Annotated in this window: 20 protein-coding genes; 14 read left to right on the forward strand and 6 right to left on the reverse strand. The window is 75.8% G+C overall.

Translation table 11 applies throughout. The features are described from left to right. Positions 1–113 precede the first annotated feature (113 nt). Positions 114–413: a DUF2127 domain-containing protein gene (locus tag BUB17_RS28450; RefSeq protein WP_208983269.1), complete on the forward strand. Its 300-nt coding sequence runs from the start codon at positions 114–116 to the stop codon at positions 411–413. Beyond that, entirely contained in the window at positions 331–630 is a 300-nt protein-coding gene (locus tag BUB17_RS28120; protein WP_208983270.1) for a DUF2127 domain-containing protein, read from the forward strand. The genes BUB17_RS28450 and BUB17_RS28120 overlap by 83 nt, the downstream gene beginning before the upstream one ends. Here BUB17_RS28120 and BUB17_RS00205 read toward each other — a convergent pair. After that, positions 569–1,630 (reverse strand): winged helix DNA-binding domain-containing protein, encoded by a 1,062-nt coding sequence (locus tag BUB17_RS00205; protein ID WP_072911447.1) that lies wholly within the window; start codon positions 1,628–1,630, stop codon positions 569–571. The two genes, BUB17_RS28120 and BUB17_RS00205, sit on opposite strands and share 62 nt — an antisense overlap. Positions 1,631–1,698: 68 nt before the next feature. Here BUB17_RS00205 and BUB17_RS00210 point away from each other — a divergent pair, with 68 nt between their 5' ends. The 3 genes from BUB17_RS00210 to BUB17_RS00215 are packed head-to-tail and all read left to right on the forward strand — an operon-like array spanning position 1,699 to position 2,913. Continuing rightward, a complete protein-coding gene (locus BUB17_RS00210; protein WP_244276791.1) occupies positions 1,699–2,340 on the forward strand; it encodes a class I SAM-dependent methyltransferase in 642 nt (213 codons plus the stop codon). 1 nt (position 2,341) lies between these two features. Continuing rightward, complete coding sequence (locus BUB17_RS28125) at positions 2,342–2,476, forward strand: hypothetical protein (protein ID WP_280173834.1); 135 nt, start codon at positions 2,342–2,344, stop codon at positions 2,474–2,476. Positions 2,477–2,487: 11 nt separating this feature from the next. Continuing rightward, positions 2,488–2,913, forward strand: coding sequence for a DUF1801 domain-containing protein (locus BUB17_RS00215; RefSeq protein ID WP_072911449.1), 426 nt, complete (start codon positions 2,488–2,490; stop codon positions 2,911–2,913). On the opposite strand, the gene BUB17_RS00220 is transcribed toward BUB17_RS00215, so the two are convergent. Beyond that, entirely contained in the window at positions 2,898–4,262 is a 1,365-nt protein-coding gene (locus tag BUB17_RS00220; protein WP_244276792.1) for a phosphoribosyltransferase family protein, read from the reverse strand. The two genes, BUB17_RS00215 and BUB17_RS00220, sit on opposite strands and share 16 nt — an antisense overlap. Positions 4,263–4,421: 159 nt before the next feature. Here BUB17_RS00220 and BUB17_RS00225 point away from each other — a divergent pair, with 159 nt between their 5' ends. After that, positions 4,422–4,616 (forward strand): three-helix bundle dimerization domain-containing protein, encoded by a 195-nt coding sequence (locus BUB17_RS00225; protein ID WP_072911455.1) that lies wholly within the window; start codon positions 4,422–4,424, stop codon positions 4,614–4,616. Positions 4,617–4,739: 123 nt separating this feature from the next. Here the strand turns inward: BUB17_RS00225 and BUB17_RS00230 are convergent, their stop codons facing one another. Beyond that, on the reverse strand, positions 4,740–5,576 hold the full coding sequence (locus BUB17_RS00230) for a DUF4190 domain-containing protein (RefSeq protein WP_141242838.1): 837 nt from the start codon (positions 5,574–5,576) through the stop codon (positions 4,740–4,742). A gap of 197 nt (positions 5,577–5,773) precedes the next feature. Between BUB17_RS00230 and BUB17_RS00235 the strand changes: the two genes are divergently transcribed. Further along, complete coding sequence (locus tag BUB17_RS00235) at positions 5,774–7,393, forward strand: ABC-F family ATP-binding cassette domain-containing protein (protein ID WP_072911460.1); 1,620 nt, start codon at positions 5,774–5,776, stop codon at positions 7,391–7,393. A gap of 50 nt (positions 7,394–7,443) precedes the next feature. After that, positions 7,444–7,842 (forward strand): hypothetical protein, encoded by a 399-nt coding sequence (locus BUB17_RS00240; RefSeq protein WP_072911480.1) that lies wholly within the window; start codon positions 7,444–7,446, stop codon positions 7,840–7,842. Positions 7,843–7,969: 127 nt separating this feature from the next. Here the strand turns inward: BUB17_RS00240 and BUB17_RS00245 are convergent, their stop codons facing one another. Together BUB17_RS00245 and BUB17_RS00250 are read right to left on the reverse strand one after the other, a co-directional pair. Further along, complete coding sequence (locus tag BUB17_RS00245) at positions 7,970–9,172, reverse strand: MFS transporter (RefSeq protein WP_072911483.1); 1,203 nt, start codon at positions 9,170–9,172, stop codon at positions 7,970–7,972. Between the two features lie 150 nt (positions 9,173–9,322). Beyond that, the gene (locus BUB17_RS00250; RefSeq protein WP_072911485.1) at positions 9,323–10,504 is read right to left on the reverse strand and encodes an alcohol dehydrogenase catalytic domain-containing protein; all 1,182 of its coding nucleotides are present in this window, start codon (positions 10,502–10,504) and stop codon (positions 9,323–9,325) included. Positions 10,505–10,797: 293 nt separating this feature from the next. Between BUB17_RS00250 and BUB17_RS00255 the strand changes: the two genes are divergently transcribed. From BUB17_RS00255 to BUB17_RS00265, 3 genes are all read left to right on the forward strand, one after another. Next, entirely contained in the window at positions 10,798–11,766 is a 969-nt protein-coding gene (locus BUB17_RS00255) for a M23 family metallopeptidase (RefSeq protein ID WP_083605857.1), read from the forward strand. Positions 11,767–11,993: 227 nt separating this feature from the next. After that, positions 11,994–12,917, forward strand: a complete 924-nt coding sequence (locus tag BUB17_RS00260; protein ID WP_072911488.1) for a cation diffusion facilitator family transporter — start codon at positions 11,994–11,996, stop codon at positions 12,915–12,917. Between the two features lie 155 nt (positions 12,918–13,072). Next, entirely contained in the window at positions 13,073–14,032 is a 960-nt protein-coding gene (locus tag BUB17_RS00265) for a cytochrome c oxidase assembly protein (RefSeq protein WP_072911490.1), read from the forward strand. 141 nt (positions 14,033–14,173) lie between these two features. Here BUB17_RS00265 and BUB17_RS00270 read toward each other — a convergent pair whose 3' ends face one another. After that, positions 14,174–15,715 carry an MFS transporter gene (locus BUB17_RS00270; protein ID WP_141242839.1) on the reverse strand — a complete coding sequence of 514 codons (1,542 nt, stop codon included), beginning with the start codon at positions 15,713–15,715 and terminating at the stop codon, positions 14,174–14,176. Positions 15,716–15,804: 89 nt separating this feature from the next. Here BUB17_RS00270 and BUB17_RS00275 point away from each other — a divergent pair, with 89 nt between their 5' ends. From BUB17_RS00275 to BUB17_RS00285, 3 genes are read left to right on the forward strand one after another with little or no spacing between them, the layout of a single operon-like run. Further along, positions 15,805–16,323, forward strand: a complete 519-nt coding sequence (locus BUB17_RS00275; protein ID WP_072911497.1) for a metallophosphoesterase family protein — start codon at positions 15,805–15,807, stop codon at positions 16,321–16,323. After that, positions 16,320–17,561 (forward strand): MFS transporter, encoded by a 1,242-nt coding sequence (locus BUB17_RS00280; protein WP_072911500.1) that lies wholly within the window; start codon positions 16,320–16,322, stop codon positions 17,559–17,561. Before BUB17_RS00275 ends, BUB17_RS00280 begins: the two co-directional genes overlap by 4 nt. Then, positions 17,558–18,424 carry a putative RNA methyltransferase gene (locus BUB17_RS00285; protein WP_083605859.1) on the forward strand — a complete coding sequence of 289 codons (867 nt, stop codon included), beginning with the start codon at positions 17,558–17,560 and terminating at the stop codon, positions 18,422–18,424. Before BUB17_RS00280 ends, BUB17_RS00285 begins: the two co-directional genes overlap by 4 nt. Positions 18,425–18,506: the final 82 nt, after the last annotated feature.

An 18,506-nucleotide genomic window follows, 5' to 3' on the forward strand; every position in this document is an offset into this window, starting at 1 on the left:
CGCCAGCGGACACGACCCCCCGTCCTCTCCGCTGTCGGGGGCGCGGCGCCGCGGGCCTGGACCTGTTGGGGGCGCGGCGCCGCGGGCCTGGACGCTGTGGATCCCCGAGGACGATGCCGGGCACGACCACCACCGACCGGCTGTTGCGCGCCGCCCTGCTCCTCAAGGGACTCGACGGCGCGGTCGAGCTGCTGGCGGGCGTCGCTCTCGCGCTGGTGGGCCCACGGAACCTCGGGGAGCTGACCCGTCGGGTGGTCGCGCACCACCTGCTGGGCAGCCCGCACGGCATCCTGGCCGAGCGGTTCACGGCCGGGGAGGCCGCGCTGGGCGGTGGCGACCGCACGTTTCGCCGTCGTCTACCTGACCCTCCACGGCCTGGTGAAGCTGGGGCTGATCGTGGCACTGCTGCGTGAGCTGCGACCCGCGTACCCGGTGGCGATCGGCGTCCTCGCGGTCTTCATCGGCTACGAGGCGTACCGGGCGGCACGGACCGGGTCGTCGCTGCTCTGGGCGGCCGCGGCGCTCGACCTCGCGATCACCGTGCTCGTGGTGCGGGAGTACCGCCGCCTCACGGCAGCGCGGCCGCCGCGGCCGGGATCGCGGCGGCGACCGCGTCGGGGAACGTGGTGAACGGCGTCGCGGTGACCGAGCGCTTCGCGCCGCGGCCCTGCCACGCCCAGGTGCCCAGCACCCGCCCGCGGTGGACGACGGTCGGCCGGAAGACGCCGTTGCCGCCGGGCACGATCTGGTCGGCGAACTCGGGCGGGACGGCGCAGCTGCGGTCGGCGTAGCCGAGGACGAACTCGTCGAACCCGGGCAGCAGGAACAGCCCGGCCGCCTCGGCGCGGTGCTCGGCCAGCAGGTCGGGGGTCTCCGGCGCCAGCAGGTGCTCCCGGCCGTCGACCTCGACGGCGGCCAGGTGGTCGCGGACGGCGGCCACCCCGGCCCGCACCTGCGTCACCGGCAGCCCGGCCCAACGTGCGAGGTCGGCGACGGTGGCCGGCCCGTGCCCCCGGAAGTAGCGCAGCGCCAGCTCGGCCAGGCCGGCGTCCCGGTCCAGCCGCCGCGGCACGGTCACCCACTCGCCGAGCAGCACGAACGCCTGCTCACCGTCGGCCATCGGCCCCATGCAGAGGGTGCCTGTCTGCGCCAGGTACCAGAGCAGGTGGTAGCCGCGCTGCCCGGTGACGGCGACGCCGCCCGCGGCAACCGCGGTGAGCAACTCCCTGCGTCCGCAGCGCCGGCCGCCGGTGAGCGCCGCGACGACCAGCTCGCGCGCCCGCTCGGTGTCGGCCTCGGTGAGACCGAGCGCGGCTCGCCGCTGAGCGGCGCCGGCCAGCACCCGCGGGCCCAGCAGCTCCAGCATCCAGGGCAGGTCCTCGGCGGGCAGCAGGTGCAGCGTGCCCCGCATCGGCCACGAGCGGACGACCTCCCCGGCGTCCAGCGCCGCCTCCACCCCGGCCCGCGTGCGCTGCGCCGTCCGCAACGCGACCGAGGTGAGCGCCCCGGGCAGGTCCTGGCCCTGCACGCACGTGAGCAGCCGGACCGCCTCGGTCGCGGTGGCCGGCGGCGGGCCGGCGACCCGCTGGGCCACCAGCCGCAGCAGCGCGAGGTCGTGTGCCGTCGTCATGGCCGGAGCCTGCCAGCGGGGTGCGACGGTGACCCGCGCCCGCGCGCCGGCACTGCCAGACTGCCCGCGTGCGGGCAGCGGACTGGGATGCGCGCTACGCCGCGCAGCAGCAGTGGTCGGCCGAGCCCAACGCGCTGGTCGCCGAGCTGCTCGCCGATCTGCCGCCGGGCACCGCGGTCGACCTGGCGGCGGGGGAGGGGCGGCACGCGCTGTGGCTCGCCGGACGCGGCTGGGAGGTCACCGCGGTCGACTTCTCCGCCGCCGGGCTGGCCCGGGGGCGCGAGCGGCCCGGTGCCGACCGCGTCACCTGGGTGACCGCCGACGTCCTCGCCTGGAACGCCCCGCCGGGCTCGCTGGACCTCGTGCTGGTCGCCTACCTGCACCTGCCGGAGGCCGAGACGACGGCGCTGCTGCGCCGCACGGTCGGCTGGCTGCGGCCCGGCGGGCGGCTGCTCGTCCTCGGCCACGACGCCGACAACGTCGCCCACGGGGTCGGCGGCCCGCAGGACCCCGCCATCCTGCACAGCGTCCCCCGGCTGGCCCCGGTGGCCGAGCTGCTCGACGTCGACCGGCTGGAGCAGGTGCGCCGGCAGACCCCGGCCGGCACCGCGCTGGACACCCTGCTGTGGGGGCGGCGCAGCGGCGGGTGGAGGACCCCCTGCCCCCCGCTCGCGGGCTCGCGGCGGGACCCTGCAGGAGGCCGGCGGTAGCGTGCGGGACGTGATGGGGATGGGCGGGGCCGGCGGACCCGATGCGGAACGCCGCCGGCGCCTGGTCGCCACGGTCGTGGTGCTGGCGCTGCTGCTGACCGCGGCGGCGACGGTGCTGTCGATCGTGCTCGGCTGAGGCGGCGGACCGTGGACGCCGGGATCGAGGAGTGGTTCTCCGCTGCCGGCCCGCGCGAGGCCGAGCTGCGGGCCGCCGATGCGCTCGTCACGGCCGCCGCGCCGGGCATCGACCGGCAGCTGGTGCCGGTCGGCTCCGGCCTGGTGCTCGGCTACGGGCTGATGCCCTACCGACCGCGGTCGGCCCGGGAGACGACGACGTGGCCGCTGATCGCCCTGGCGGCGCAGAAGCGCCACCTGTCGCTCTACGTCTGCGCGGTCGTCGACGGCGCCTACCTGGCCGAGTCCCGCGCCGACCGGCTGGGCCGGGTGTCCTGCGGGAAGAGCTGCATCCGGTTCTCCTCGCTGGACCGCGTCGACCGGGCCGAGCTCACTGCGCTGCTGCAGGACGCCGTGGCCGCGACAGGGGCCGGCGCGAACGCCTACTCCTCGGGCTGATCGGCCCGCCGCCGGGCCGGCTGCTCCGCGGGAGCCGCCGGGACGAGGTGGGTGGCGAACCAGTCGCGGGCCAGCTCGGCGGCGGCACGGAGCGTCCCCGGCTCCTCGAACAGGTGCGAGGCCCCCGGGACGACGGCCAGCCGGTTCGCGCACCGCATCCGGGCCTGCGCCTCCCGGTTCAGCTCGAGCACCTGCTGGTCGTGGCCGCCCACGACGAGCAGCGTCGGCGCCCGCACCTCGGCCAGCGCCGGGCCGGCCAGGTCGGGGCGGCCGCCGCGGGAGACCACCGCCCGCACGGTGTCGTCCCGGGCCGCTGCGACCAGGGCCGCCGCGGCGCCGGTGCTCGCGCCGAAGTACCCCAGCGGCAGGCCGGCGCAGGACGGCTCGGCCGTCGCCCAGCGGGCCACCGCGGCCAGCCGCCCGGCCAGCAGCTCGACGTCGAAGACCGGGCCGCGGGCGGTCTCCTCGGCCGGGGTGAGCAGGTCGACCAGCAGGGTGGCCATCCCCGCGCAGCGCAGCACCTCAGCGACGGCGCGGTTGCGGGGGCTGTGCCGGCTGCTGCCGGTGCCGTGGGCGAAGACGACCAGCCCGCCGGCGTGCTCGGGGACGGTCAGGTGCCCGGGCAGTCCGTCGGGACCGGCGTCGGCGACCACGTCCTCGTCCCGCGGGGTGGGGACTCCCGGCCCGGGTGCCGGGGCCGGACGGCGCAGCAGCGCGAGGACCTCCTCCTCGTCGGTCGCCCGGAAGTCGGCGTATGCCTGCCCGACCGCGGTGAAGTGCTGGGGGCTCTCCAGGCACACCACCTCGTCCACGGTCGGTGCGATCTCGGCCAGGGCGCGCGGCGAGCCGACCGGGACGGCCAGCACCACGCGCGCCGCGCCGTGCGCCCGGACCACCGCGCAGGCGGCCCGGGCGGTGGCGCCGGTCGCGATGCCGTCGTCCACCACCACCGCCGTCCGTCCCTCCAGCGGGAGCCGTGCCCGGTCGCCGCGCAGCTGCCGGGCCCGCCGTTCGAGCTCGGCCCGCTCGCGCCGCTCGACGTCGGCGAGGGTCGCCTCGTCGACCCGGGCGGCGTCCAGCACGTCCTCGTTGAGGACGACCACGCCGTCCTCACCGACGGCGCCCATCGCCAGCTCCGGGCGCCGTGGCAGGCCGAGCTTGCGGACCAGGACGACATCCAGCGGGGCGCCCAGTGCGCGCGCGACCTCCGCGGCCACCGGCACCCCGCCGCGGGGCAGGCCGAGCACCACGACGCCCCGGCCGGCGAACGGCGCCATCCGGCGCCCCAGCTGCCGGCCGGCGTCCCTGCGGTCTTGGAACGGCACCCGCGCCTCCTCGGGTCGGACCACCCATGCTCACCCTGGTCCCGTCCGGACGGGATACGCAACCACGGGTTGCCTGGTGACCTAGGTCCCTGGTGTCTGCGCTCGCCAGCGGTCACCGTTGGTCGCCGGCGCCGAGAGCGCCCGACTGGTCCACCCACCCCGCGCGCACGGAGGCGCCCCCGCATGACGCTGACCGAAGACCCCGCCGTCGAGCAGGCCGTGGTCCGACTCGCCGACGAGTTCCGGGCGCGGCTGCGCCCCCAGGTCATCGGCACCGTGGTCCGCACCTGCCGGCAGGACCTCAGCGGGGTACCGGCGACGGCGCTGCCCGAGCTGGTCGAGCGGTTGGCCCGGGAGCGCCTGCTGTCGGTCGGCTGACCGCGGCGGGAGCCTCGCCGCGAGACCCGGCGAGCGAGGAGCCGACCGAGGGCGCCGTCGGCCGGGACGGCGACACCGGCCGGACACCCGTCGGGGCGCCCGGCCGGCGTGGCCGCGCCGGGGTCACTGGACGGCGTAGAAGACCCGCTCGTCGTCGAAGCTCATCGTCGGCTCGACGGAGAGCTGACCGCCGGGGATGGCGGACGGCGGGACGTCCATGCAGAACTGGAACGTGTCGGTGCCGCCCGGGTTGAGGGTGGGCGCGTCCATCGCGTCGTCCGCGAGCACGGCCATGCAGTCCGCATCGCTGTACTGGCGGGCATCGGTGCCGTGGAAGACCGCGGACAGATCCCAGCCGGGCATGCCCTCCTCGGCCCCCGTGTAGGTGACGGTCAGCTGGGTGATCAAGTACTGCCCGGTCGGGGCCTCGTTGAACTCGTTGGCGGCGGCCACGGCGGCGTCGCCGTCGAGCTGCACCGCGTCCACGGTGACCTGGTAGTCGCCCACCTGCGCCGGGACCCCGAGGGCGACGACGTCCGCGGCGGGAGCCGCCTCGTCGCCGATGGCGGGCTCGGTGAGCCCGGGAGCCACGGCGTCCGCCGGTGCGCTGCTCAGCTCCTCGTCGATGCTGCGCTCCACCTCGTCGATAACCGCGGAGTAGAACAACTGGGTCACGACGACCAGGACAAGAGCCACGACCGAGGTGACGAGCCCGGTGATCGCCAGGCCCGTTCCCCCGGCGGTGCCCCGGCGAGCGCGCAGCAGGGCCGGGATGCCCAGCCCCAGGCCGACCAGGGCGAGCACGGCGGCGAGGTTGTTGACGATGGGGATCCAGCTGGTCAGCAGCGCGATGATCCCGAGGACCATCGAGGCGATGGCGAGCCCGGCACCCCTCCTCGGCGGGGCGGGAGGCTGGAACGGCGGGTACTGCTGGTACGGCGCCTGGGCAGGGTGGGACACGGGAGGGCTCCTTCAGGGCTGGCGAGTCGGAGCGGGACCGTATGTGGATCCCGTCCCGGCGCGCGGATCCGGAGCCCGACCCGCCGCGTCGTCCCCCAACCGCCCCAGCAGCCTCGGGGGTGCTCGTCGCGGCTCGCCGGAGCCGGCCGGCGCCGGATCCGCCGCACACCGGTTGCCGCGACCCGGACGATGTCGGGGTGGGCTCCATCGACGTGACCGGGGTGCGGCACACCCTCCCCGACGGCCGGGTGCTGCTCGACGGGGTCTCCTTCCGGGTCGGTGAGGGCGCCCGCGCCGCGCTGGTGGGCGAGAACGGTGCCGGGAAGACGACGCTGCTGCGGATCGTCGCCGGTGACCTGGTGCCCGAGGGTGGCGCCGTGGCCCGCAGCGGCGGGCTGGGGGTGATGCGTCAGTTCATCGGCTCGGCGCGGGACGACACGACCGTCCAGCGCTTCCTCGTCGACCTCGCGCCGCCGGTCGTGCGGGCCGCGTGGGAGGCGGTCGAGGCCGCCGAGCTGACCCTCATGGAGACCGACGACGACACCGCGCAACTGGCCTACGCCGACGCGCTCGCGCAGTGGGGCGATGCCGGCGGCTACGAGGCCGAGGTCACCTGGGACGCGGTGACGGTGGCGGCGCTCGGCGTCCCCTACGACCGCTGCAAGTACCGCGAGCTGTCCTCCCTCTCCGGCGGGGAGCAGAAGCGGCTGGCGCTGGAGGCCCTGCTGCGCGGCCCGGACCAGGTGCTGCTGCTCGACGAGCCGGACAACTACCTCGACGTCCCCGGCAAGCGCTGGCTGGAGGAGCGGCTGCTGGCGACCCGCAAGACGGTGCTGTTCGTCAGCCACGACCGGGAGCTGCTGGCCCGCGTCGCCGACCGGGTGGTCACCGTCGAGGGTGGGACGGCGTGGGTGCACGGCGGTGGGTTCGGCGGCTACGCGCAGGCGCGGACGGCGCGGCACGAGCGGATGGCGGAGCTGCGCCGGCGCTGGGACGAGGAGCACGCGCGACTGGTCGAGCTGGTGCGCACGCTGCAGCAGCAGGCGGCCAACTCGCCGGACATGGCCTCGAGGTACCGGGCCGCGCAGACCCGGCTGGCGAGGTTCGAGGCCGAGGGGCCGCCGCCGGACCGGCCGCCCGAGCAGCGGGTCACCATGCGGCTGCGGGGCGGGCGCACCGGTGTGCGCGCGGTCATGGCCGAGCAGCTGGAGCTCACCGGCCTGGTGCGGCCGTTCGACCTGGAGGTCTGGTACGGCGACCGGGTGGCCGTCCTCGGGGCCAACGGTGCGGGCAAGTCGCACTTCCTGCGGCTGCTGGCCGGCCAGGGCGTCGCGCACACCGGCTCGTGGCGGCTCGGTGCCCGCGTCGTCCCCGGCTTCTTCGCGCAGACCCATGCGCACCCGGAGTGGCTCGACCGCACCCTGGTCGACCTGCTCTGGCACGGGGAACCCGGCCGGCCGGGTGTCGACCGCGGCCGCGCCATGGCGGCGCTGCGCCGGTACGGCCTCGCCGAGGCCGGCGACCAGTCGTTCGGCACGCTCTCGGGTGGGCAGCAGGCGCGCCTCCAGGTGCTGCTGCTGGAGCTGTCCGGCGCCACGCTGCTGCTGCTCGACGAGCCGACCGACAACCTCGACGTGCTGTCGGCGGAGTCCCTGGAGGAGGCGCTCGCCGCCTTCGACGGCACGGTGCTCGCCGTCACCCACGACCGCTGGTTCGCCCGCTCGTTCGACCGGTTCCTGGTCTTCGGCACCGACGGACGGGTGTACGAGTCGGCCGAGCCGGTCTTCGACGAGACCCGGGCGCAGCGGGTGCGCTGAGGGATGTCAGGGCGGCTTGACAGTCAGGATGACCTGACGGATGCTGGGGCATGGCCGACATCGACGCCCTGGACCGCGAGCACACCCTCTCGACCGCCGTCCGGCGGTACGAGGAGCTGCGGACCCGCGACTCCCTGGCCGCCCCCGATGATCCGGAGGGTCCCCGTCCCCTGGACCGGGCCGAGGCGCTGGAGCTGCTGGCCCTCGGCGAGGTGGTCGCCCGCAAGGCCGGCCAGGGGCGACAGCTGACGGTCCGGACGGCGCGGGGTGCCGGAGCCTCGTGGGCCGACATCGGGCAGGCCCTCGGCACCACCCGCCAGTCGGCCTGGGAGGCGCACCGCCGGTGGATCGACGGGCAGGCCGCCCAGCGCGGCGCCGTCGGTCAGATCGGCTTCGACGAGGACGACGCCGCGGCCGCCCGTGCGCTGGCCGGCGACAGCGCCCACTGAGCAGTCCGTCCCGGCCCGATCCGCCAGGAGCCGCCGTTGATCATGGGGCTGTTGTCGACGCCGCCGACGTGTCCGACCGAGTCGCCTGCGACAACGCCATGATCAACCTGGACAGGTGGTCGGCCGGTCAGGCTGCGGTGCGGTACTCCGCGGGGACGGCGTCCGGTTCCGCGGCGGACCGGACCTGCTCGCGCCGGTCGGCCGCCCGCACGACGACGGCGATCCCGGCGCCGACGAGCGCGAGCACCGCGCCCACCCAGATCGGCGCGGTGTAGCCCAAGCCCTCCGACAGCACTGCCGCGCCGAGGGCGGCCCCGAGGGCGTTGGCCACGTTGAAGGCGCCCTGGTTGGCGGCCGAGACGAGGCTGCCGCCGGGCACCCGCGCGGCCTCGATGACGCCGTTCTGCACCACCGGACCCAGAGCGAAGGCCAGCGTGCCGAACAGCACCAGCAGCACCACCGCGGCGACCGGGGTGCGGGCCACGAGGGCGAACGCGGCCAGCACGAGGGCGGTGGCCAGCAGGCCGACCGCGACGAAGGAGAAGCCGTAGCGGTCGCCCAGCCTGCCGCCGACGAGGGTGCCCACGGTGGTGCCGGCGCCGAAGAGCGCCAGCACCGGCGTCACCCACTCCACCGGGATGCCGCCGAGCTCGGTGAGGATCGGGCTGACGTAGCTGTAGACGGCGAACAGCGCGGAGAAGCCGACCATCGTCAGGCCGAGCACCAGCCACACCTGGCCGCGGCGGAAGGCGGCCAGCTCGGTGCGCAGGTCGGCGGGCTCGCCCAGTTCGCCCGGCAGCCAGGCCATCAGCCCGGCGATCGTGACCAGGCCGATGACGGCGATCGCGGCGAGCACCAGCCGCCAGCTGGTCTGCTGGGCGACGAACGTGCCCAGGGGGACGCCGACCACGTTGGCCACGGTCAGCCCGGTGATCATCAGCGAGATCGCGCTGGTGGACCGCTCGGGCGCGACCAGCCGGCGGGCGGCCACCGCGCCGACGCCGAAGAAGGAGCCGTGCGCCAGCGCGGTGAGCACCCGGGCGGCGGCGAGCGTCTCGTAGGTGGGCGCCACCGCCGACAGCGCGTTGCCGACGACGAACAGCACCATGAGCCCGACCAGGGTGCGCCGCGGCGGGAACCGCACGCCGAGCGCGGTGAGGGTGGGTGCTCCCACGACCACGCCGACGGCGTAGGCGGAGATCAGCAGGCCGACGGAGGGCACCGAGACGCCGAGACCGTCGGCGATCTCGGGCAGCATGCCCATGACGACGAACTCGGTGGTGCCGATGCCGAAGGCCCCGATGGCGAGGGCGAGCAGGGCGCGGGGCACGGGGCGGCTCCAGGGACGGCGGCGCGGACGAGGTGGGGCGGACTGCGTCGTCCGGCTGGGTCCTCCGGGGAGACCCTCTCCGAGAGAGCAAGGCGGCGTCCCGGGCCGGCATGCCCGGGACGCCGCGTGGGTCTGCTCACACGGAGCGGGTCAGGGCGTGAGCAGCACCTTGACCGCGCCGTCCTTCTTCTCGCGGAAGTCCGCGTAGGCCTGCGGCGCCTGCTCGAGCGGCATGTGGTGGGTGGCGAAGTCGTCGACGCCCAGCGGGTCGCCCTCGGTGAGGATCGGCAGGATGTCGGGCACCCAGCGCCACACGTTGGCCTGACCCATCCGCAGCTGGATCTGCTTGTCGAACATCCGCATGAGCGGCACCGGGTCGGTCGCGCCGCCGTAGACGCCGGACAGCGAGATGGTCCCACCGCGCCGGACCGCGTCGATGGCGGTGTTGAAGGCGGCCAGCCGGTCGACGCCGACCACCTGCATGACCTTCTCCATGACCGCGTCGGGGACCACCGCGGTGGCCTTCTGGGCGATGCTCGCCAGCGGGGAGCCGTGCGCCTCCATGCCCACCGCGTCGATGACCGCGTCGGCGCCGCGGCCGGCGGTCGCGTCCTGGATTTGCTGCACGACCTCGTCCTTGTCCGTCGAGCGGATGACGTGCGTGCCGCGCGCGGTGGCCCGGGCCAGCCGCTCCGGGACGACGTCGGACGCGTACACGCTCTCGATGCCCAGGTGGTGGGCGATGCGGGTGCACATGTCGCCGATCGGGCCGAGGCCCAGCACCAGCAGCGTGCCGCCGGGCGGCGTCGCCGCGTACTGGACGGCCTGCCACGCGGTGGGCAGCACGTCGGAGAGGTAGACGAACCGGTCGTCGGGCAGCCCCTCGGGGACCGTGATCGGCAGCGTGTTGCCGAAGGGCACCCGCAGGTACTCCGCCTGACCGCCGGGCACCTGGCCGTAGAGCTTGGTGTAGCCGAACAGCGAGGCGCCGAAGCCCTGCTCGCGGTTCTGCGTCGTCTCGCACTGGGACTGCAGGCCCTGGGAGCACATCCAGCAGGTGCCGCAGGAGATGTTGAAGGGGACGACGACCCGGTCGCCGGGCTTCACCGCGGTGACCTGCGCGCCGACCTCGCGGACGACGCCCATCGGCTCGTGGCCCATCACGTCGCCGACCGTCATGAACGGCGCCATGACCTCGATGAGGTGGAGGTCGGACCCGCAGATGCCGCTCGAGGTGACCTCGACGACGACGTCGGTGGGGTCCTGGATCGTGGGGTCCGGGACGGTGTCCACCCGGACGTCGGCTCGGCCGTGCCAGGTCACTGCGCGCATGGGGGATGGGCTCCTCGAGGGGCTGTCTACCGGGTTCGGACAAGGGTCTTGTGCCCTGACGTGACGTCCATCGCGCCTCCGTGCGCCGTACCTCGGCGTGTTGGTCACGGTCGGTCAGGCAGGGTCGACGTGGCGTCGACGGTCAACCGCGCATCCCCGTGATCCCGCTCACCGGACCGGACCCTTATTCCCCCGAGCAAAGGTCACGAAATGGTCACGGCATGTTTGTATGGCTTGCGTCCGCTTCCCCCGGACAGCGCACGACGACCCCATCCCCTCCGGAAGCCAGGTGCATGAGCCAGCTCCACCACGACCGTCCCGTCCACGAGAACGAGGCGGCCCCGCACACCGTCCCGACGCAGCGCACGGGGGATGCGCGACCGTCGGGCACCACTACCGAGGAGCCGCGGCTCACCGAGGTCGCCGACCTCGCCGACCTCACCCAGCAGGCCGAGGCCACCGCCCGCGCCGGCATCGAGGACGTCCGCCCGGCCTCCGCGGTGCCGGTCCTGACCGGTGGACGACGGAGCCGCCACCGCACCCGCCGGATCCCGGCGCCGGCCCGCCGTCCGGCCGTCTACCTGGCCGCGGCGCTCGTCGGGGCCAGCGGTCTGGGCCTGTTCGCCGTCGGCGACCGCGCTGTCGCCGAGGAGACCGACGTGGCCGAGCGCTCCTCGGTCAGCGTCGCCGAGGAGCTCGGCCTGGACGGGGGACCGCAGGCCGCGGTCCCCGAGACCGACGCCGCCGCCCGGCTCGGTGAGCTGACCGCCAGCCGCACCGCGCGGGAGGCCGAGCAGGCCGCCGCCGCGCAGGCGCAGGCCGAGGCCGACCGGCTCGCCGCCGAGGCGATCGCGGAGGCCGCCCGCCCCGAGGCGGTGCTGCCCGTCGACGGCGGCCGGCTGACCAGTGGCTTCGGGTCCCGGTGGGGCACCGTGCACGCCGGCATCGACCTCGCGGCGCCCATGCGCACGCCGGAGAAGGCCGCGATGGACGGCGTCGTGCTCGAGGCCGGCCCGGCCAGCGGCTACGGCCTGGCGGTCTTCGTCCAGCACGGCAACGGCGACGTCACCGTCTACGGCCACATGGACGAGATCCTGGTGTCGGCCGGCCAGGTCGTCCGCGCGGGCGACACCATCGCGCTGCTCGGCAACCGCGGCCAGTCCACCGGCCCGCACCTGCACTTCGAGGTGCGCCTGGGCGGCCTGGGTGGTCAGAAGGTCGACCCGGTGCCCTACCTGCAGGAGCGCGGCGTCCAGATCTGACAGAGGACCCCGTCCTCCCCACCCTTCGCTGGCTCAGGGCGGGACCCGGGACGGGCCGCCCCTGCCCCCGCCACCCGCAGCAGAAGGACCCCGTCCTCCCCAGCCTCGCAAGCTCGGGCCGGGACCCGGAACGGGGCCAGGGTCCCTGCAGGGGGCCGTTCCAGCACGTCACCAGGCCCGCTGCGGGACACTCGGAGCGTGCGGGACGCGACGGCGGGGGAGTGGTGATGGGGCACGGGCACGACCACGGCGTCCCCGCGGGAACCGCCTCGGCCGCGTACCGCCGCCGGCTGGCCGTCGTCCTCGGGCTCACCGTCGCGGTGGCCGTCGCGGAGATCGCCGGCGCGGTGGTCTCCGGGTCGCTGGCGCTGCTCGCCGACGCCGGGCACATGGCCACCGACGCCGTGGGCATCGGTCTGGCGCTCGGGGCGGTGTCCCTGGCCCAGCGGCCCGCCCGCGGACGGCGCACCTTCGGCTGGCAGCGCGCGGAGATCCTCGCAGCCGTCGCCAACGGCCTGCTGCTGGTCGCCGTCGCCGGCTACGTCGTCGTGGAGGCCGTCCGCCGGATCGGGGACCCGCCGCAGATCGACGCGGGCGTGGTGCTCGCCGTCGCCGCGGTCGGCCTGGTGGTCAACCTCGCCGGCCTGGCGCTGCTGCATGCCGGCCGGTCCCGTTCCCTCGCCGTCCGGGGCGCCCACCTCGAGGTGCTCGGCGACGCGCTGGGATCGGTCGCCGTCCTCGTCGCCGCCGTCGTCGTCGCCACCACCGGCTGGACGCCGGCCGACACCGTCGCCTCGCTGCTCATCGCCGCGCTGGTGCTGCCGCGGGCGTGGTCGCTGCTGCGCGAGGCGGTCGACGTGCTCCTGGAGGCCGCGCCGCGCGGGGTGGACCTGGACCAGGTGCGGGCGCACGTCCTCGGGGTGGACGGCGTCGTCGGCGTCCACGACCTGCACGCCTGGACGATCACCTCCGGACTGCCGGTGCTCTCCGCACACGTCGTCGTCAGCGACGAGGCGCTGGCCGACGGCCACGGCGGACGGGTGCTCGACGCGCTGTGCGCCTGCCTGGGGGACCACTTCGACGTCGAGCACTGCACCTTCCAGCTGGAGGCCGAGACGCACGCCGGCCACGAGGCGCCGGTCCACGAGTGACGTTGAAGGGCCACCCTTCCCCCCGCGCCTCGTAGAAGGACCCCGTCCTCCCCACCCTTCGCAGGCTCAGGGCGGTGCCCTGGACGGGGCCACCCGGTCGGGTTCCGTGGTGGGACAGTGGAGTCACCAGGCGCACGGCACGGCAGGAGGCAGCGGTGGACCACGGTCATCACTCGGGCATGTGGGTGCCCGCGGAGCCGCCGACCTGGGGCCGGTTGTTCCTGCCCCACCTCGACGGCTGGTCGTGGCTGGCGGTCCTGAGCCTGGTCGGCATCGTCGGCTACCTCGCAGCGGTCGGGGTGCTGCGCCGCACGGGCGTGGCCTGGCCGTGGTGGCGGACGACGTCCTGGGTCGCGGGCTGTCTCTCGCTGTTCGCGGTGACCGGCACCTGGCTCAACGGCTACAGCATGGTGCTGTTCAGCCTCCACATGGCCCAGCACATGGTGCTGTCGATGCTGGTGCCGATCCTGCTGCTGCTGGGCGCCCCGGTCACCCTGGCGCTGCGGACGCTGCCGCGCGGCAAGCGGCTGGCCGGCGTCCCGCGGGCGCTGCTGCTCGACGCGCTGCACAGCCGGGCCGCCCGAGTGCTGTCGCACCCAGCGTTCACGCTGCCGCTGTTCCTGGCCAGCCTCTACGCCGTCTACTTCACGCCCGTCTTCGACGCGCTGATGGGCAACCCGTTCGGGCACCAGTTCATGCTGGCCCACTTCACGGTGACCGGACTGCTGTTCTTCGGCCCGATCCTGGCCCAGGACCCGTGGCCCCGGACGACCGGCCACGGCGGCCGGATGATCGAGCTGATGCTGCCGATGCCGTTCCACGCCTTCTTCGGCGTCGCGATCCTGATGGCCGGCTCGCTGGTCGTGGAGACGTTCGCCAGCCCCCCGGCCGGCTGGGGCGTCGACCCGCTGGCCGACCAGAAGACCGCCGGGAGCATCGCCTGGTCCTTCGGCGAGATCCCGACGGTCTTCGTCATGGCGCTGGTGCTGTTCGCCTGGATGGGCTCCGAGCAGCGCAAGGCCCGCCGGCTCGACCGGGTCGCCGACCGCACCGAGGACGCCGAGCTGACCGCCTACAACGAGCGCCTCAGGGCCCTCGCCGCGCGCGGCCGCTGACGTCGTCCTGCCCCCTGCGCCGCGCTCCCTCCGAGCCGACGGAACCCTGCGTCGATCATGGGGTTGTTGCAGGCGACACGGCTGGGCACGCCGACGCCATCGGCAACAACCCCATGATCAACGGGGGAGCAGGGGAGTCGCTCAGCCCACGTGCACCGGCGTCCCCTCGGGCAGGTCCTCCCTGGTGGCGCGGATCAGCACCGCGGAGACCAGGGCGCCCAGCACCAGCAGGCCGGCGGCCCAGGTGAAGGCCGTGGTGTAGCCCTCGACCTGCGCCTGGAGCCCGACCGCCGGGTCCTGCGGGTTGCCGCCGGAGACGGCCACACCGGTGAGGAACTCGGTGATCGCACCCACCGACAGCGTCGCCAGCAGCGCGGTGCCGATCGAGGCGCCGACCTGCTGCGTCGCGTTGAGCATCGCGCTGGCCGCACCGGCGTCGTGCTCGCCGGCGCCGACGAGGGCCAGGTTGGACAGCGGCACGAAGGTGAAGCCCAGGCCCAGGCCCAGCAGCAGCTGGCCGGGGAAGGCGAGCGCCCAGAAGCCGCTGTCGACGTCGAGGAAGGACAGCGTGAACAGCCCGCCCGCGGCGAGCAGCCCGCCGAGCACCATCAGCGGCCGGGGGCCGATCCGCGGCGCGGCGGCGCTGGCGGCGCCGGCGGAGAGGAGCACGCCCAGCGTGGTCGGCAGCGAGGCCAGGCCCGCGTGCACCGGCTGGTAGCCCAGCACCTGCTGGAAGTACAGGCTCAGGAAGAAGAACGCGCCGATCAGCCCGGCGCCGACCAGCGTCGAGGTCAGGTAGGCGCCGCCGCGGTTGCGGTCCAGGACGATCCGCATCGGCAGCAGCGGGTTGCGCGAGCGCAGCTCCACGACGACGAAGGCCGCCACCAGCAGGACGCCGAGGCCGATGAACAGCAGCGCGGTCGGGTCGGTCCAGCCGTTCTCCGGGATGCCGCTGGCGGCGTTCTCCTGCGAGGTCTCCGCGACCAGGGTGAAGCCGTAGACGACGGCGGCGACGCCGGCGGTGATCAGCACCGCGCCGGGGATGTCGTACCGGGTGTCCCCGGGGGCTCGGCTCTCCGGCACGATCGGGATGGCGGCCACGACGGCCACGATCGCCACCGGCAGGTTCACCCAGAAGCACCAGCGCCAGTCGGCGTACTCGGTGAGCACACCTCCGAGCAGCAGGCCGACGGCGGAGCCGCCGCCGGCGATCGCGCCGTAGACGGCGAAGGCCCTGGCCCGCTCCCGCGGGTCGGTGAACAGCACGGTCAGCAGCGCGAGCGACGCGGGGGCCAGCAGCGCGCCGAAGGCGCCCTGCAGCGCGCGGGCGCCGAACAGCATCGCCTCGTTCTGGGCGACGCCGCCCAGCGCCGAGGCGAGGGCGAAGCCGCCCGCGCCGACGAGGTAGGTGCGCTTGCGGCCCCAGAAGTCGGCGATGCGGCCGCCCAGGAGCAGGAAGCCGCCGAAGGTCAGCGTGTAGGCGGTGACGATCCACTGCTGGGACGCCGCGCTGATCTGCAGGTCGGCGGAGACCGCGGGCAGCGCGATGTTGACGATCGTCGCGTCGAGGATGACCAGCAGCACGGTGACGGCGATGACGGCGAGCGCCAGCCAGCGCCGCGGATGGGGCTCGTCGCCCAGGGTGCCGGCGTCGGACGCGCGGGCGGGCATGGGGTCTCTCATGGGGTCCTCGGGGGTGGTGCGGAAGGGGGAGCCGGCGGGACGGGCCACAGCCGGGCCACGGGAAGGTAGCCGTTTGCAACCATGACCACGTGCCGGTATCCCTCGTGTTCACCGCGGACACGCACGTCCCGAAGCGGGCACGTGACCTTCCTCATGTGCTGTGGGCCGCGATCGACGCCGCGGACGTCGTCGTGCACGCCGGCGACTGGGTGGACGTCTCGCTGCTCGACCGATTGGAGGAGCGCGCCCGCCGGCTGGTCGCCGTCCACGGAAACAACGACCACGGACCGCTGCGCGAGCGGCTGCCGGAGGTCGCGCGCGCCGAGGTCGAGGGCATCCGGCTGGCCGTCGTCCACGAGACCGGGGACAGCCGAGGCCGCGAGGCCCGCTGCGCCGCCCGCTTCCCCGACACCGACCTGCTGGTGTTCGGCCACAGCCACATCCCCTGGGACACGGTGGCAACGAGCGCGGGCGCGCCATCCGGCCTGCGGCTGGTCAACCCCGGCTCGCCCACCGACCGGCGCCGGCAGCCGCACGGCACCTTCGTCACCGCGGTGGCCGACGACGGCGTGCTGCGCGACGTGACCTTCCACCCGGTCGAGAGGTGACGGCGGCGGCCGCCGGGACGCGGGCCGACGCCCGCTGGCGCCACCTGGGGGTCAGCGTGGTCGGGCTGGTCGCCGCGTGCGCGATCCAGAACGGGCTGCCCTTCCTCACCGTCGCCCTCCGCGCCGAGGGGCTCTCGCTGGCGGCGATCGGGCTGCTGGTGAGCGCACCCACGGCCGGCCTGGTGCTCAGCCTGCTGGCCTGGGGCGCCGCGGCCGACCGCTACGGCGAGCGTCTCGTGCTCAGCGCCGGGCTCGGCACCGCCGCGACCGCCACGACCGGCGCCGCGCTGGCCGGGACCCCGGTGGCCACGGGGCTGTGGCTGCTGCTGGCCGGGGCGGGCAGCGCGTCGGTGCACGCGGCCAGCGGCCGGCTGGTGCTCGGCTGGTTCCCCGCCTCCCAGCGGGGGCTGGCCATGGGGATCCGCCAGGCGGGTCAGCCGATCGGCGTCGGGCTGGCGGCCCTCACCCTGCCGCGGCTGGCCGCGGACGGCCCCGGGACGGCGTTCGCGGCGCTCGCCGCCGGCTGCGCGGGCACCGCCGTCCTCATCGCGGTGCTGGTGCGCGACCCGCCGCGGCCGGCGAGGTCCCCGGGCGCGCCGCGGCCGGCCTCGCCCTACCGCTCGCCGCTGCTGTGGCGGGTGCACGCGGCCAGCACGCTGCTCGTCGTCCCGCAGTTCGTGGTCGCCGCCTTCAGCTTCGACTTCCTGGTGCGCGCGGCCGGCTGGTCCGCCGGCACGGCCGGCACGCTGCTGGCCGCCACCCAGCTCGGCGGAGCGGCCGCTCGGCTGGGGGCGGGCGCGTGGTCGGACCGCGCGGGCAGCCGGGTGGGGCCGATGCGGCTGGTCGCCGTCGCGGTGGCCGTGGTCGTCGGCGCCCTGGCCGTCGTGGCGGTCCTGACCCCGGACGTCCTCGCCCCGGCCGCCGTCGCCGCGGCCGTCGTCCTCGCGGCGATCGTCACGGTGAGCCCGAACGGCATCGCGTTCACCTCGGTCGCCGAGCAGGCCGGCAGCGCCTGGGCCGGCCGGGCGCTGGGCGCCCACAACACCGCGCAGAACCTCGCCGCCACCGTGACGGTGCCGCTGGCCGCACTGCTCGTGGAGAGCGGGCCCGGCTACCCGGCGGCGTTCGCCGTCGGCGGGCTCGGGGCGGCCCTGGCCGTCGGCGTCGTCCCCGGGCGGGCGGTCGAGGCGTCGTCCCGCGGGGCACTGCGGGCGGCGGACCCCGCGCCGAGCCGGTGAGCCACCGCCGTCCCTGGCCCGCCCGGGCGATCCGGCTGCTGGCCTGTCCCGTGTGCGGGGCGCCCCTGACCGCCCGCCCGGACGACACCGGGCTGCGCTGCCCGGCCGGGCACTCCTTCGACCGCGCGCGGCAGGGGCACGTCACGCTGCTGCCGCCCGGGCACGTCCCGCCGTCCGGGGACTCCGCGGCGATGGTGGCCGACCGGGTCGCCTTCCTCGCCGCCGGCCACTACGCCGGCGTGACCGGGGCACTGACGGCCGCCGTCACCACCGGGGGCGACGGTCCGCCCGGCGCGCTGCTCGACCTCGGCGGCGGCACCGGACAGCACCTGGCCGGTGTCCTCGACCGGCTGCCCGGCGCCGTCGGGGTGGTCCTCGACTCCTCCCGGTACGCCGCCCGCCGCGCAGCCGGCGCGCACCCGCGGGCCCTGGCCGTGGTCGGCGACGCCTGGGCCCGGCTGCCGGTGCGCGACGCCGCCGTCGACCGCGTGCTCGTCGTCTTCGCCCCCCGCAACGGCCCGGAGATCGCGCGCGTGCTCCGTCCGGAGGGGCGGCTGGTGGTCGTCACCCCGGCCGCCGACCACCTCGCCGAGCTGATCGGTCCGCTGGGACTGCTGCGGGTCGACCCGGACAAGGCCCGCCGGCTCGCCGCGACGCTCGAATCGCACCTGCGCCCGCACGCGGCGGCGGGCCACCGCGAGCGGCTGGAGCTGGACCGGGCGGCGGTCACGACGCTGGTCGGCATGGGCCCGCACGCCCGCCACCTGAGCCCGGCGGGCCTGGCCGCGGCGGTGGCCGGGCTGCCCGAGCGCACGCCGGTGACCGTGTCGGTCGACGTCACGACCTGGACCCGGGCCGGCTGACCGGGGGCCCGCAGGTCACGGTTCGGCAACGGTCCCGGGGCGGCTGAGCCGCGGCGACCGGCGTGCCCCCGGCGTCGGCAGG

The organism is Geodermatophilus obscurus (genome assembly GCF_900143215.1).
Classification (GTDB): domain Bacteria; phylum Actinomycetota; class Actinomycetes; order Mycobacteriales; family Geodermatophilaceae; genus Geodermatophilus; species Geodermatophilus obscurus_A.

What these genes read in the sequence shown, in the direction of transcription:
- BUB17_RS00260 (WP_072911488.1), top strand. Translation starts at nt 11,994, where the DNA reads ATGGGGCACGGGCACGACCACGGCGTCCCCGCGGGAACCGCCTCGGCC.
- BUB17_RS00225 (WP_072911455.1), top strand. Translation starts at nt 4,422, where the DNA reads ATGACGCTGACCGAAGACCCCGCCGTCGAGCAGGCCGTGGTCCGACTC.
- BUB17_RS00255 (WP_083605857.1), top strand. Translation starts at nt 10,798, where the DNA reads ATGAGCCAGCTCCACCACGACCGTCCCGTCCACGAGAACGAGGCGGCC.
- BUB17_RS00250 (WP_072911485.1), bottom strand. Translation starts at nt 10,504, where the DNA reads ATGCGCGCAGTGACCTGGCACGGCCGAGCCGACGTCCGGGTGGACACC.
- BUB17_RS28450 (WP_208983269.1), top strand. Translation starts at nt 114, where the DNA reads ATGCCGGGCACGACCACCACCGACCGGCTGTTGCGCGCCGCCCTGCTC.
- BUB17_RS00240 (WP_072911480.1), top strand. Translation starts at nt 7,444, where the DNA reads ATGGCCGACATCGACGCCCTGGACCGCGAGCACACCCTCTCGACCGCC.
- BUB17_RS00270 (WP_141242839.1), bottom strand. Translation starts at nt 15,715, where the DNA reads ATGAGAGACCCCATGCCCGCCCGCGCGTCCGACGCCGGCACCCTGGGC.
- BUB17_RS00205 (WP_072911447.1), bottom strand. Translation starts at nt 1,630, where the DNA reads ATGACGACGGCACACGACCTCGCGCTGCTGCGGCTGGTGGCCCAGCGG.